This window comes from Aeromonas sp. 602658, from assembly GCF_049173005.1.
GTDB lineage: Bacteria > Pseudomonadota > Gammaproteobacteria > Enterobacterales > Aeromonadaceae > Aeromonas > Aeromonas veronii_A.
Genome location: NZ_JAAKRF010000001.1, coordinates 489413 through 503561 on the forward strand (window position 1 = coordinate 489413; position 14149 = coordinate 503561).

General features: G+C 59.7%; 15 protein-coding genes and 1 pseudogene. 7 read left to right on the forward strand and 9 right to left on the reverse strand.

What is annotated here, in order from left to right; all coding sequences use genetic code 11:
• Window positions 1-2 precede the first annotated feature (2 nt).
• Both G5253_RS02095 and fsa read right to left on the reverse strand, forming a co-directional pair.
• Complete coding sequence (locus G5253_RS02095; protein ID WP_216954119.1) at window positions 3-182, reverse strand: hypothetical protein; 180 nt, start codon at window positions 180-182, stop codon at window positions 3-5.
• Window positions 183-307: 125 nt separating this feature from the next.
• Complete coding sequence (gene fsa / locus G5253_RS02100) at window positions 308-961, reverse strand: fructose-6-phosphate aldolase (protein ID WP_266133774.1); 654 nt, start codon at window positions 959-961, stop codon at window positions 308-310.
• 128 nt (window positions 962-1089) lie between these two features.
• Between fsa and G5253_RS02105 the strand changes: the two genes are divergently transcribed.
• The 5 genes from G5253_RS02105 to G5253_RS02125 all read left to right on the forward strand — a co-directional run bounded on the left by G5253_RS02105 (window position 1090) and on the right by G5253_RS02125 (window position 8265).
• Window positions 1090-1986, forward strand: coding sequence for a glycyl-radical enzyme activating protein (locus G5253_RS02105; protein ID WP_266133773.1), 897 nt, complete (start codon window positions 1090-1092; stop codon window positions 1984-1986).
• 4 nt (window positions 1987-1990) lie between these two features.
• A complete protein-coding gene (locus G5253_RS02110) occupies window positions 1991-4423 on the forward strand; it encodes a formate C-acetyltransferase/glycerol dehydratase family glycyl radical enzyme (protein ID WP_266133772.1) in 2433 nt (810 codons plus the stop codon).
• A gap of 95 nt (window positions 4424-4518) precedes the next feature.
• Entirely contained in the window at window positions 4519-5265 is a 747-nt protein-coding gene (locus G5253_RS02115) for a DNA-binding transcriptional regulator YciT (protein WP_266133771.1), read from the forward strand.
• Between the two features lie 126 nt (window positions 5266-5391).
• Window positions 5392-6285 carry an EamA family transporter gene (locus G5253_RS02120; RefSeq protein WP_266133770.1) on the forward strand — a complete coding sequence of 298 codons (894 nt, stop codon included), beginning with the start codon at window positions 5392-5394 and terminating at the stop codon, window positions 6283-6285.
• 129 nt (window positions 6286-6414) lie between these two features.
• Window positions 6415-8265: an extracellular solute-binding protein gene (locus G5253_RS02125; protein WP_266133769.1), complete on the forward strand. Its 1851-nt coding sequence runs from the start codon at window positions 6415-6417 to the stop codon at window positions 8263-8265.
• A 94-nt stretch (window positions 8266-8359) separates the two neighbouring features.
• On the opposite strand, the gene G5253_RS02130 is transcribed toward G5253_RS02125, so the two are convergent.
• Together G5253_RS02130 and G5253_RS02135 are read right to left on the reverse strand one after the other, a co-directional pair.
• On the reverse strand, window positions 8360-8752 hold the full coding sequence (locus G5253_RS02130; protein ID WP_005344491.1) for a DUF2750 domain-containing protein: 393 nt from the start codon (window positions 8750-8752) through the stop codon (window positions 8360-8362).
• A gap of 156 nt (window positions 8753-8908) precedes the next feature.
• Window positions 8909-9463 (reverse strand): hypothetical protein, encoded by a 555-nt coding sequence (locus G5253_RS02135; protein ID WP_266133768.1) that lies wholly within the window; start codon window positions 9461-9463, stop codon window positions 8909-8911.
• On the opposite strand from G5253_RS02135, the gene G5253_RS02140 reads away from it, so the two are divergent.
• Complete coding sequence (locus tag G5253_RS02140; protein WP_227340851.1) at window positions 9462-9635, forward strand: hypothetical protein; 174 nt, start codon at window positions 9462-9464, stop codon at window positions 9633-9635. The two genes, G5253_RS02135 and G5253_RS02140, sit on opposite strands and share 2 nt — an antisense overlap.
• Window positions 9636-9708: 73 nt before the next feature.
• On the forward strand, window positions 9709-9957 hold the full coding sequence (locus tag G5253_RS02145) for a TIGR02647 family protein (RefSeq protein WP_005334209.1): 249 nt from the start codon (window positions 9709-9711) through the stop codon (window positions 9955-9957).
• Here the strand turns inward: G5253_RS02145 and G5253_RS02150 are convergent.
• The 5 genes and pseudogenes from G5253_RS02150 to pdhA form a co-directional block, all read right to left on the reverse strand.
• Window positions 9944-10250, reverse strand: a pseudogene (locus tag G5253_RS02150) (hypothetical protein). The gene G5253_RS02145 and the pseudogene G5253_RS02150 overlap by 14 nt on opposite strands.
• Window positions 10251-10340: 90 nt before the next feature.
• A complete protein-coding gene (locus G5253_RS02155) occupies window positions 10341-10550 on the reverse strand; it encodes a cold-shock protein (protein WP_005302803.1) in 210 nt (69 codons plus the stop codon).
• A gap of 208 nt (window positions 10551-10758) precedes the next feature.
• Window positions 10759-11859, reverse strand: a complete 1101-nt coding sequence (locus G5253_RS02160; protein ID WP_266133766.1) for a dihydrolipoamide acetyltransferase family protein — start codon at window positions 11857-11859, stop codon at window positions 10759-10761.
• The gene (locus G5253_RS02165; protein WP_040066143.1) at window positions 11856-12842 is read right to left on the reverse strand and encodes an alpha-ketoacid dehydrogenase subunit beta; all 987 of its coding nucleotides are present in this window, start codon (window positions 12840-12842) and stop codon (window positions 11856-11858) included. The genes G5253_RS02160 and G5253_RS02165 overlap by 4 nt, the downstream gene beginning before the upstream one ends.
• Window positions 12835-13923 carry a pyruvate dehydrogenase (acetyl-transferring) E1 component subunit alpha gene (pdhA, locus tag G5253_RS02170; protein ID WP_266133765.1) on the reverse strand — a complete coding sequence of 363 codons (1089 nt, stop codon included), beginning with the start codon at window positions 13921-13923 and terminating at the stop codon, window positions 12835-12837. Before pdhA ends, G5253_RS02165 begins: the two co-directional genes overlap by 8 nt.
• Window positions 13924-14149 lie beyond the last annotated feature (226 nt).

A 14149-nucleotide genomic window follows, 5' to 3' on the forward strand; every position in this document is an offset into this window, starting at 1 on the left:
CCTCACGACTGGCGCTGGCTATCGAGCCAGTGCCGGATCAGAAACTCCTCATCCAACGGCGAGAGATCGAAACGCAGGCTGGCCTCTTCGATGGCGGCGATATCGTACTGGTGGTGCTCACTGAGCCAGCGCACCGCACGTCGCAGATCTTCACCATGGGGGAGCAGCAGATGGTCGCTCATGGGATACCTCCGGTAGATCGCAAGGCAGCCAGCGCATCTGACTGCCTATTACAAGTCTAGTCGGTCAATCCCAATCCCCTCCTGCGTCTCCTCACCCTCCCCCATCTGTCACTGCAATCAGGCAATCAGCGACCGAAAGCGCGCTGCCAATCCTGATCGAACTTCACCAGCGCCGCATCCACCGCTGGCACGTTCATCAGCTGCTCCGCCACATCGAGCGGCAGAGTGATGGACTGGCAACCCACCAGCAGGCAGTCGAGCGCCTGGCGCGGGGTACGGAACGATGCCGCCAGCACCTTGCTGTTCGGCGCGTGCAGCGCAAGCAGCTGTTGCAGCTCCTGCACGGTGGCGATGCCGTCACCCCCCTGGGCATCCAGCCGGTTGACGTAGGGTGCCACGTACTCTGCCCCCGCCACCGCCGCCAGCCAACCCTGCAGCGGGGTATAGACAGCGGTGCCCAAAGTCGGCACACCGTTGGCGGTCAGGCTCTTGATGGCCGCCAGCCCCTCTGCGCATACCGGGATTTTGATCACCAGATCCGAGTCCAGCTCACGCAGAGCGAACGCCTCGCGCACCATCTCGGTTTCGGTTTTGGCCATCACCTGGGCAAACAGGCGCGCCTTGGGCCCCAGCACATCGCGCAAGGCGGGCAGCAGCTCACAGAGCGGCAATCCCCCGGCGGCGGTAATGGAAGGATTGGTGGTGACACCGGCCAACGGCAGGATCCGTGACCAGCGACGCACTGCCGCCACATCGGCGGTATCGAGATACAGCTCCATCTCTAACTCCTTAACGGGATGTTCAATATGTCGCCATTCTAGCGAGAAAACATCTGCAAACAGCTTGATCGAAATCAAATCAACTTTCGAATGAAAGCAAATAGAATGCAAATACAAAAGGAGGCGGTATGATTTTCGACCTGCAACGCTATTCAACTCACGATGGCCCCGGCATTCGCACCCTGGTGTTTCTCAAGGGGTGCTCGCTGGTCTGTCGCTGGTGTCAAAACCCGGAAAGCCGCTCTCCCAAGCCGGACATACTACTCGACCGGCGCCAGTGCATCGAGGGATGCCAGCTCTGCAGCCAGGCTTGTCCGGCAATCTTGCGTGACAGCGAGGGCATCCAGCTCAGCCGTTCTGCCCTCAAGGCCGATGATATGGAACGGCTGCGCGGCCTCTGCCCAAGCGAAGCGCTGCAGGTGTGCGGCCGCGATGAAACCCTGGACACCCTGATGGACACCATCTTGCGGGATCGCCCCTTCTTCGAGCGCAGCGGCGGTGGCGTCACCCTCTCCGGTGGCGAACCGTTTATGCAGCCCGACTTTGCCGCGTCCCTGCTCGCCCGCTGCAAGGCCGAAGGGCTGCACACCGCAGTCGAGAGCTGCCTCCATGTGCCTTGGCACCAGATTGAGCCAAGCCTCCCCTCACTGGATCTGCTGCTGGCGGATCTCAAACACGTTGATAAAGAACGCTTCTTCCACTGGACCCGCGGCAAGGTGGAGCTGCCCATTGCGAACCTCAAACGCCTCGCCGAGCACGGCGTGCCGATGCAGATCCGGGTGCCGCTCATTCCCGGCTTCAATGCCGACCGCGCATCGATCGAAGCCATCACCGACACCGCCGCCAGCCTCGGCACGGTGCAGGAGATCCACTTCCTCCCCTACCACACCCTGGGGATGGGCAAATATGCCCTGCTGGATCTGCCCTATCAGGCGCCAGAGACACCGCTCGACGACCCCGATTTACTCCGCTTTGCCCACGCATACGCCCAACGTCAGGGGCTGACCCCTGTGACCAGAGGATAAGATCATGACCCAGCTCGACCTCAATACCCTCAGCCCGCGGATCCGCGCCCACAAAGAGAGCCTGATCCACATCGTTCAGCCACCGGTCTGCACCGAGCGTGCCCGCCACTACACCGAGGCCTATCAGGCTCATCTCGCCCAGCCGCTGCCGGTGCGCCGCGCTCTTGCGCTGGCTCATCACCTCAAGGAGCGCACCATCTGGATCAAGCACGACGAGCTGATCGTCGGCAATCAGGCCAGTCAGGTGCGGGCGGCGCCGCTGTTTCCCGAATACACGGTGAGCTGGATTGAGAAGGAGATCGACGAGCTGGCAGACCGTCCCGGCGCCGGTTTTGCAGTCAGCGAAACCGACAAGGAGATCATCCACGCCCTCACCCCCTTCTGGCGCGGCCAGACGGTGCAGGATCGCTGCTTCGGCCTCTTTACCGACGAGCAGAAAGCGCTGCTGGAGAGCGGCATCATCAAGGCCGAGGGCAACATGACCTCGGGGGATGCCCACCTCGCGGTCAACTATGAGGAGCTGCTCACTCTGGGTCTCGATGGCTTCAAGGCCAAGGTGGCCGAGCGCCGCAGTCGGCTGGATTTAGCTGATTGGGCCGATCTGCAGCGCGAGCAGTTCCTGCACGCCGTCGCCATCACTCTGGATGCGGTCAGCGCTCACATCTCGCGCTACGCCGCACTTGCCCATGATATGGCAGCACAAGAATCTCACCCCGAGCGCCGAAACGAGCTTGAGACCATCGAGCTCAACTGCGCCCACATCGCCCACCTGCCCCCCGAGACCTTCTGGCAGGCGCTGCAGCTCTGCTACTTTATCCAGCTCATCCTGCAGATCGAATCCAACGGTCACTCGGTGTCGTTTGGCCGGATGGATCAATACCTCTACCCCTGGTATCGCCGCGAGGTGGAATTGTCGGAATCCCTGCCTCGGACGCGCGCCATCGAACTGCTGCAAGGGTGCTGGCTCAAGTTGCTGGAGGTAAACAAGATCCGCTCCGGCACCCACTCCAAGGCCTCCGCCGGCAGCCCGCTCTATCAAAACGTCACCATCGGCGGCCAGAACTGGCGGGATGGCACTGCACATGACGCGATCAATGGCCTCTCCTACGCGATTCTGGAATCCTGCGGCCAGCTGAGATCCACCCAGCCCAACCTCTCGGTGCGCTACCATGCCGGGATGAGCGAGGATTTCCTCGACGCCTGCATTCAGGTGATCCGCTGCGGCTTTGGCATGCCCGCCTTCAACAACGACGAGGTGGTGATCCCCGAGTTCATCAAGCTCGGGGTAAGCGTGGAGGATGCCCACCATTACGCCGCCATCGGCTGCATCGAGACCGCAGTGCCAGGTAAATGGGGCTACCGCTGCACCGGCATGAGCTTCATCAACTTCGCCCGCATCCTGCTGGCCTCCCTCGATGGCGGCCGCGATGCCACCACCGGCAAGGTCTTCCTGCCCCAGCCCCAGTCGCTGCGAGACGGGAGCTTTGGCAACTTTGACGAGGTGATGGCCCGCTGGGATGAGCAGGTACGCTACTTCACCCGCAAATCCATCGAGATCGACTGCGTGGTCGACAGCGTGCTGGAGGCTCAAGCCCACGATATCCTCTGCAGCACCCTGGTAGATGACTGTATCGAGCGCGGCAAGACCATCAAGGAGGGGGGCGCCGTCTATGACTGGGTCTCAGGTCTGCAGGTGGGGATTGCCAACCTCGGCAACAGTCTGTCGGCCCTGAAGAAACTGGTGTTCGAGCAAGGGATTGTGGATCAGCAAGAGCTGGCCGAAGCACTGGAGCAAGACTTTGCCGGGCTGGCAGGGGAGCAGTTGCGCCAGCGCCTCACCAACGCCGCCCCCAAATATGGCAACGATCTGGACGAGGTTGACCTGCTACTGGTGCAGGCCTACCAGAGCTACATCGACGAGCTCAAGGGGTTGCACAACACCCGCTTCGGCCGCGGCCCCATCGGCGGCACCTACTATGCCGGCACCTCCTCCATCTCCGCCAACGTGCCCTTCGGTGCCGCCACCATGGCCACCCCGGATGGTCGCCGTGCCCGCACGCCGCTGGCAGAAGGGGCCAGCCCCTCGTCGGGTTCGGATCGTCTCGGCCCGACAGCGGTATTCAACTCCATCGGCAAGCTGCCCACGGCGGCCATTCTCGGCGGGGTGCTGCTCAACCAGAAGCTGAGCCCGGCCAGCCTCGAGAGCGAGCGGGACAAGGCCAAGCTGATGAGTCTGCTGCGCACCTTCTTCGAGGTGCACAAGGGGTGGCACGTGCAGTACAACATCGTCTCGCGGGAAACCCTGCTGGCGGCCAAGGCCCATCCGGATCAATACCGGGATCTGGTGGTACGGGTGGCGGGCTATTCGGCCTTCTTCACCGCCTTATCCCCGGATGCGCAAGATGATATCATCGCCCGCACCGAGCACAGTCTCTGACGGGGCGCTCCCCATGGCGCCTGTGACGTCATATGATTGGCAAGCCACCCCATGGGTGGCTTGCCGCTATCCAACACCTTCTATGTGAGCGCACCATGAATCCACGCCACCAACTGATCCTCACTCTGGTCCATCAGGCTCGCAAGATGAGCGTGAGTGAACTCTCCCGACACACCGGCGTGTCTGAGGTGACGGTGCGCAACGACCTCACCGCGCTGGAGAAGCAGGGACTGCTCAGACGGGTACACGGCTCGGCCATGGCGCTGGAGACCGATGACCCGGATGCCCGGATGAATATCAATTACCTGCTCAAGGAGCGCCTCGCCGAGCGGGCCGCCCAGCTAGTGAAAGATGGCGAAACGGTCTTTATCGAAGGGGGCAGCGCCAACGCCATGCTGGCGCGCCATCTGGCCCTGCACAAACGGGTCACCATTATCACCATCAGCAGCTATATCGCCCATCTGCTCAAAGACACCCCGGCTCAGGTGGTGCTGCTCGGCGGGCTGTTCCAGCATCAGAGCGAGAGCGTGGTAGGGCCGCTCACTCGCCTCTGCATCGAGCAGGTGCACTTCTCCAAGGCCTTTATCGGGGTGGATGGCTTTCATCCCGAGATGGGTTTCACCGGCCGCGACATGATGCGGGCCGACGTGGTCAACAGCGTGCTGGCCAAGGGGATGACCAATGTGGTGATCACCGACAGCAGCAAATTTGGCGCCATCCACCCGAGTCAGCTTGGCGCGCCGGGCCAGATCAACGTGCTGGTTACCGATGATGCCCTGCCCGCCCCCATGCGGGCCACCCTGGCCGCACGCGGCATCACAGTGCACTGCGTCTCTGCCTGAATCGCACCTGGCCCCCGCTGCCGGGTTGCTCCCCCGCCGGTCGGCTTGACGGCGCCCACCCTGGCGGGGGTATGCTCGTCCTCTTTTGGCCTCTCATGGCAGAGGCCACAGACCGAAGGACACCGCATGCACACCAAAGACAAGTTTTTGGCCGCTCTGGTCATCCTCTGCTGGGGGCTTAACTTCGTGGCCATCAAGTGGGGGCTGGAGGGGAGCCCCCCACTGCTGCTGGGTGCGCTGCGCTTTATCGGCGTGGTCTTCCCCGCCATCTTGCTGGTACCCAAACCCGCCATGCCCTGGCGCTGGCTGCTGGCCTATGGCGGCGCCATCAGCCTCGGTCAATTCGCATTTTTGTTCAGTGCCATGAAATTCGGCATGCCCGCAGGTATGGCCTCGCTGGTGCTGCAATCCCAGGTGGTATTCACCCTGCTTTTTGCAATGATCTGGCTGGGGGAGCGCTGGCAATCCCACCACTGGGTGGCGCTGCCCTTGGCGGGATTCGGCCTCTATCTCATCGCCACTCACGGTGAAGGCAACCTGACCCTGTTAGGGTTTGTCCTGACGCTGTGTGCCGCCGCCTGTTGGGGCCTTGGCAACGTCATCAATCGCCAGATTGGTCTGCGCTACCAGACCACGCTGCCGAGCCTGATCGCCTGGGGCGGTCTGGTGCCCATCCTGCCATTTTTCGCCCTCTCCTGGCTGTTCGAAGGGCCGGAGCTGATGGCCAGCAGCCTGCGCGACTTCAGCTGGCAGGGATTGCTGTGCGTGCTCTATCTCTCGTATGTCGCGACCTGGCTGGGTTACGGCCTGTGGGGACGACTGCTGATGCGCTATCCGGTGGCGCAGGTGGCACCGCTCTCCCTGCTGATCCCCTGTGTCGGCATGGTCACGGCAGCGCTGCTGCTCGATGAACATCCAACACCCTTGCAGTGGCTGGGCTCAGCTCTGGTGCTGCTCGGCTTTGTGGTCCATCTGCTGGGTAGCCGACTGCGCTGGTTCAAACCACAGAGAGCGACATGATGAGCGCCTGCCCATTTACGCTATTTCATTGACCTGACAGGATAAAATTTCCATGATGAGCCAGTCCCCATCGGGACTGACATCACCAGTGTGTGATCTGCAGGAAGCAGACTTCAGGAGAGCAAGGACATGCCATCGACCATCACAGCCGGGGAGCGCCGACTCTCCCCTATCATTCGCGCCACCGCCATCACCCTGACCCTGTGCTGGAGCCCGTTTGGCTGGAGTGCCACGCTGCCTGCCGACTTGAAGTGGGAGAGCAACAACCAGGATCCTCTCTATGCCGATCCGGCCGCCAAGCGCGGCGGCACCTTTCGCACCTTTATGACCAGCTTCCCCCTGACCCTGCGCAAATATGGCCCCGACTCCAACGGGGGCTTTGCCGGTTACGTGCGGGAAACCAACCTGCCACTGCTGAGCACTCATCCCGTCACCGGCAACCCCATGCCGATGCTGGCAAACGAGTGGGCCTTCGGCGCCGACAACAAGACCCTCTATTTTCGCATCAATCCCAAGGCGCGCTGGTCAGATGGCCAACCGGTCACCGCCGATGACTGGCTCTTTACCCTCAAGATGATGCGCAGCAAAGAGATCAACGACCCCTGGTACAACAACTACTACAGCACCCAGATAGCCGATATCACCAAGTTTGATGATCACACCCTGGCCATCACCAGCGGCACCGAAAAGAGCCGCCAGGATCTGCTCGAATCACTGCCCATCAGCCCGGAGCCGAGCCACGCCATCAAGCTCACCGCCAACTGGGTCAAGGAGTACAACTGGAAGGTGTTGCCAGTCACCGGCCCCTATCAGATCGATCAGGTGAAAAAGGGTAAATCGGTCACCTTCAAGCGGATTGAAAACTGGTGGGGGGATGACGAGCGCTACTTCCAGCATCGCTTCAATCCTGCGCGGATCGAGATCAAGGTGCTCAGGGATCTGAACATCGCCTGGCAGCACTTCCTGCGCGGCGATCTCGACACCTTCCCGCTGGTGATGCCCAACTGGTGGCACGACAAGACCAAAACTGCAGAGTTCGAGAAGGGTTATATCGGGCGCACCTGGTTCTACAACCAGACTCCGCAATCGCCGATGGGGCTCTATCTCAACACCGCCGATCCGCTGCTGAATAATCTCGATGTGCGGCTCGGGATCCAGCATGCCCTCAACCTCGACAAGATGCTCACCACCCTGCTGCGGGGGGATTACCAGCGACTCAACAGTTATGGCTCAGGTCAGGGTGAGTTTACCAACAGCGAGATCAAGGCCCGTCCGTTCGCTCCCAAACTGGCACGGGAATACTTTGCCAAAGCCGGTTTCAACAAAGTGGGGCCGCAGGGAATTTTGCAAAACGACAAGGGGCAGTCACTTACCCTCGCTATCACCTACACCACGGCGGAGCACGCCCAGCGGCTCACGCTGTTGCGGGAAGAGGCCAAGAAGGCGGGGCTTAATCTGGAGCTCAACCTGATGGATGCATCGGCCGGTTTCAAATCGATGCTGGAGAAAAAGCACCAGAGCGCCTGGATGGCCTGGGCGGGCAGCCGCTATCCCGCCTATTGGGAGTTCTTCCACAAGATCAACGCCAACAAACCCCAGACCAACAACATCATGAACATCGATGACGACGCCATCACAGCCTTGGTGGAGCAGTATGACAAGGAGTTCGACTTTGCCAAAAAGGCGGCCCTGTCACGGCAGATCCAGCAGCGGCTCTATGAACTGGCCAGCTTCGTGCCTGCGTATCAGGTGCCCTACACCCGGGAAGGCGCATGGCGCTGGATCAAACTGCCAAAAGTACCTGCAACCCCCAAGAGCGAGCAACTTTACTGGCCCCTCGGTGGCGACAACAGCGGTTACAGCTATGGCGGTCTGCTATGGATTGATGAAGAGCTAAAATCCGAGACCAGGGCAGCCATCAAGAGTGGCAAGATCTTCCCGGCCGAGCCCATCATCGACACCACTTATCGCCAGCCCTGATTGCATCAGCCCATCGGCAAAAGTCCTTAAAACAAAAGACCCCGCCAGATAGCGGGGTCTTTGTTGGCAACCGGTGTTGCGAATAGCTCGGTGATCAGCCGCGCTTGGCCTGCTTCTGGGCGATGGCATCAGCCACATCGGCCGGCTCCAGCACGATACCTTCCTGATCCGGAGTCGGGAACACGGCTACACAGAGTTCATCCTGCTCCATGCCGTCAATCCACCGCTCCAGCCACACCTTGAGGGTGATGGACTGTGGTTTGCAATCTGCCCACTCACCTTCGGCCCACGCCTTGGCGTACTCCGGGTGCGGCCATACCGGGATGCAATCTTCATCGTCGGTGGTCAGCATCATGACGCCATGCTCGTCAGTCAGGACGAACAGCTCTTCATGCTCGACCAGCTTGCTGATGAAGTGATCGTAACGGTAGTCAGCGTTCAGTTGCAGCGCGGCATTGCGCTCGGTGTCGCTCAGTTCATAGCTCATTGGCCAAGTCTCTCTCTCGATAAAGGGCGCCATGTTCACATCTTGTGGTCAGCTTGTCCAGCTTGCCGCCTCCTGACTCCCGTCGGGGAAACAGCAACGCTCATAAGGATAGAGCAGGGCGGCGAATAAAACGTCTCACCCACCTTCCAGACCTGATTAAAAGGTCGGGGTGATCAGCTCTACATCAGGTTGCTCGCTCAACTTCTGTCGCAGCCAGTAGGCAGACTCTACTTCGACGAAACAGAGTTGATCCCGACCGTCAGCCGCACTTTTCATCAACTGCTCAAATCGCTGCTGTTGTTGTTGCTCCCAGAGAGCGGCAAGCTTTTCGCCATGGGCCTCATCCACCACTTCGCGACGAAGTTCGAACAAATTATCTGTGATCGGGCTGTTGATCTTGCCCGCGCTATGCCAGTACATCTGCAAGTTGTCCATCATCTCGGTGTCGTAGTTGGCCAGCGCATCCAGCTCCGCAGTCGCCCCTTCCTGACCAGATATAAAATCGCACCAACCGGCATCGAGATTTGCCAGCTCGCGGGCGCGAGCCCCTTTAGCATGTTTGCGAAGATGGGTAATGTCGCCCCCCTTGCGGGTAGGTAGCCACACCTCTCCCTCATGGCCCTCCAACAAGGAGGTCAGCAAGGAGACTGGGTAAACAGGGAAAGTGGCGGTGTGTGAATGCAGCAGGGATACCAGCGTGATCTTGACCATGAGCAATACCTTGGACTGGGCGAACAGCCGCCAATGGACCGTCCGATATAAAGAATTCCCCTATCCTACCACGTTTGGTCCGGCTCGGCCCTTGGCGAAGCTGTCAGCCAACCATCTGATTACGCCGAAAAAAACAGCATTTGAAACGCAGCATCCAGCCAAAGATCAATAATTTGAGCCAGCGCCCACTAAAGTGGATCCGGGGATGCTAGTTTGCATACATCTTTAGCGTAAGGAGTAAATCCATGATTGGGATCGACCAGGTTTCTAACGAATTCGTGAACGATTTGAAAATACTGGCATGCTTTGATCCGGCCAACATGAGCCTAGGGATTAAATTACGCAGCGATATGTCTGAAGAGTTGTGCCAGGCGGCAGCCCGTCTGCACCAACAGGGGCTCATCAGCGCAGAAGATGGCGGCTATCTCACCCCGTTTGGCATGACCATGGTTGAACACCTGCAACATCTGCTGGTTGCACTCAAACCGCTTTGACCGGCTGTGGTGCCCAGAGCGAAAAGTTGAGTAGCTCCCAGCGCTCCCCTTGGTGAAGATGACAGGCAAACAGCAAAGGACCTTCGGGTCCTTTTACTTTGCCATCCACCAGCCACTCCCCCCTCCCTTTCAGGCACCAGTCGCGCATTCACCTCATCGGGTTGCTGTGCAGTGCCCATCCGGACCTGGACGAATTGCTGGCAGATCACCTGCGCTTCCATCGCGGATTGAACCGGTACCGGCGCATCGGACGTCAGAGTCAAGGTGGCAGCAAGCAGGAGCGATAACAGCATGATTCAGCACATGGGAGTCAGTAGCAGAAGCCAGATAAACAAAAAGCCGTGGCACCAGAGGTACCACGGCTTTCTTAAATTCTGTAAGAATTACAGAGCGGTTACGTTCTCAGCCTGCGGGCCTTTCTGACCTTGGGTCACAGAGAACTGTACGCGCTGACCTTCAGCCAGGGTACGGAAACCGTTACCTTGAATGGCGCTGAAGTGAACGAAAACGTCCGGGCCGTTTTCTTGCTGGATGAAGCCAAAACCTTTGGTTTCGTTGAAAAACTTAACGGTACCGGTGATCATGTTAGACATATCTTTTAAACCTGTATTCAAAATAATTACTTATGCTTTTCAGCGGGTAAAGCTCAAAAAACGGGATTAACTTATGAACAACAGGACAAGATGTGAAACATCGTATTCATTGACATAACTATCGCCCTTTCAAGCTGGTTTGGATTATACGTGGCTTTGTAGATTACGCAAACAAATTTGTGCCCTGCCAACGACAGGGCACAAACCGTTATAAGGTGGCCGCTTCCAACGCTTCCACCAGTGCTCTGAGAAAACGAGCCGCCTCCCCGCCAGTACAGGCTCTGTGGTCAAATGTCATCGACAGCGGCAATGCCCTGACGGGACGCGCTTCACCATGGATGAACACCACTTTTTCGAACAATTTGCCTGCCCCTATGATGGCCACCTGCGGCGGCGTAACGATAGGGCTGGCATAGCGGCCTGCGATGGCGCCGAAGTTGGTGAGCGTAATGGTCGCCCCCTGCAACATCTCGCGCGGCACGGCGCGCGCTTTCACATCGGCGATCATCCGATCCAGCCCCTGCCGGATATCCGCCCCCTCCCGCTCGGCCACGTTCTCCATCACCGGCACATAGAGGCCATGCTTTGAATCCACTGCAATGGCTACATTGACCTCTTTAAACAGCCGCCGTGACAGGGTGCCGCCATCAAACCAGGCATTCATCGAGGGCTCGGCGCGGCACGCCACGCCAATGGCCTTGATAAGGCGCACCGTCACATCCTCATCAGGCCGCCAGTGACGCAAATCCACCTCGTCGGTGATGCTGACCGGCACCACAGTCTGATGAGAGAGCTCCATCGCCTTGGCCATGGCCCTGCGCGACCCTTTGAGGAATTCGTTGCCACTGCTCTGCTGGGCCTCGAATGCCTGCTGCACATCCAGCTCGGTCACCATGCCGCCGCTGCCACTTCCCTTGATCCGGTCGATTTCCAGACCCAGTTTTTGTGCCAGCAGACGCACGGCAGGCATGGCTTGCACCAGCGCGCCACCCGGGGCAATGGCCCCCACCACGAAGTGATCCTCGATATGCTGCTGATGGGCGCTCACCTTGCCCACCACGGTGCCATCATCCTCCCCCCCCTCAAACTCCACCAGCGGCGCACCGATATGGAGGATATCTCCCTCGGCGCCGCAGAGACGGGCAATCACCCCGGCTACCGGAGAGGGGACGTCCACCAGCGCCTTGGCAGTTTCCACCGACAAGAGCACCTGATCGACCGCGACGGTATCACCGGCACTCACCTTCCATTCGACGATCTCGGCTTCGGCCAACCCTTCACCCAGATCCGGTAATTTGAAAAATTTCATAGCCACTGGTTCTCCATCAGCTGGTGAGCCGCATCGGCGATATCCTGCTCGGTGATGAGGTAATACGCTTCGTTGCGATAGTAGGGGACGGCGGCATCCACCCCGGTCAGCCGCTTGGGCGGCGCCTTGAGGCTGGGAAGCGCCTGTTCGGTCACCCGTGCCACAATTTCGGCCCCGACCCCGAAGCTGCCACACGCCTCGTGTACCACCAGCAAGCGGCCGGTCTTGCGTACCGAGGTGAGGATGGTCTCCATATCCAGCGGCTTGATGGTGGCCAGATCCAGCACCTCGCACTGGATATCCTGCTCGGCCAGCAGGTTCGCCGCCCGCATCACCTCCTGAATGCAGGCCCCCCAAGCCACTATCGTGATATCCCGGCCCGGGCGCAGGGTGAAACAGACATCCAGCGGCAAGCCGACACCGTCATCCACCACCTCGGATTTCATCGAGCGATAGATGCGATCCGGTTCGAAAAACATCACGGGATCCGGATCGCGGATGGCCGAGAGCAGCAAACCATAAGCGCGCCTCGGGCTGGAGGGGATCACCACCCGTAGCCCCGGAATATGGGCAAACAGCGCCTCGACGCTCTCGCTGTGATGTTCAGGCGAATGAATGCCCGCGCCATACGGGGAGCGATAGACGAGGGGACAGGAGAGGCGGCCACGGGTGCGGTTTCGCATCCGCGCCGCCTGACAGATGATCTGCTCCATCCCGGGGAAGATGAAGCCTTGAAACTGGAACTCAGCCACCGGCTTGAGCCCCTGGGTGGCCATGCCGACCGCCACCCCGGCGATCAGCCCCTCGGCCAGCGGCGTGTCGATCACCCGCTTGAAACCGAACTTGTCGCGCAGGCCAACCGTGGCGCGAAACACCCCGCCGTTGACCCCCACATCCTCGCCCAACACCACCACATCCGGGTCGTGTTCCATCTCGTAGTGAAGGGCCATGTTGACCGCTTCCAGCAAACTGATCTCACTCATGGCCAACCTCCTGCTTCATCCCCTTGGCAATCACTCGCTCGCGCTGGGGCACGAGTTCGGCGGGCAGGCTGGCGTAGTGATAATCGAGCATCGCCTCCGGCGGCTGGGGCGCCATCGCCTCATAACGGGCAACCGCCTGTTCTACCTCTCGGGCGGCGTCCGCCAGCAGACTCTGCTCCTGCTCCTCATCCCACCACCCTTTGCTATGCATAAACTGGCGTAGCCGCTTGACCGGCTCTTTCGCCCAGGCGGCCTCGACCTCGGCCCCATCGCGATAACGAGTGGCATCGTCGGCCGTGGTGTGATCGCCGAGGCGATAACTGACCGCTTCTATCAGGGTCGGCCCCTTGCCGCTGCGGGCCCGTTCGACGGCACTGCGGGCGGCATCGTAGACCGCCACCACATCATTGCCATCCACCTGCAGACTGCGCACCCCGGCGCCAATCCCCTTCTGGGCCAGCGTAGGAGCGCTCGATTGCAGCTTGCGCGGCACCGAGATGGCCCACTGGTTGTTGTTGACGATGATGACCATCGGCAGATGCCAGACCCCGGCGCAGTTGAGCCCCTCCAGAAAATCACCCTTGGAGGTACCGCCGTCGCCGATAGTGACTACGGCGACGCGCGGTTGATTACGCAGTTTGAAGGCAGACGCAATACCGCAAGCGTGGGTGATCTGGGTGGCGATGGGGACGCAGATGGGGAGATCTTCAGAGGGGGTCCCATCGGGTTTGAGAAAATAACTGCCCCGCTCGTCACCACCCCAATATTGCAGGTTCTTCTCCATCGGCACGCCCCGCACATAGAGGGTGGGCATGTCCCGATAGTAGGGAACGTAGACATCCTGCGGCTGCATGGCCAGACCAATGCCAATCCCCACGGCTTCTGCGCCGAGATGGGAGGGAAAAGTACCGAGTTTGCCGGTTCGTTGCAGCGCAATCGCTTTTTTGTCATAGCTGCGCACCATCACCATATTGCGGTAGAAGGTGTGCAGTATCGCCTTGTCCAGCCAGGTCGGTAAGGTGGCGACCGGGCACCCTTCCGCATCGAGGTAACGAAGGAAAGGGATGTCGACATGGGTCATAACTGGCTCCTTGCCGTTGTGAGCGTCACCGATGCTGGTGACACCTAGATGTAAATACCTTGTTAAATAAAAAGCAAAGAGATTTGCTCAGGTAAGACCAGTCGAAACTTCTTTAAAGTAGCGAAGGAGCTGAATTTTCGGCGATGAGTGGGAAGGTATGCCGTAAATGGTGCAACTTTGCAGCGCTGAATGCAGGATGCAAAATGTGAAAAAGGGGAGCCTTGCT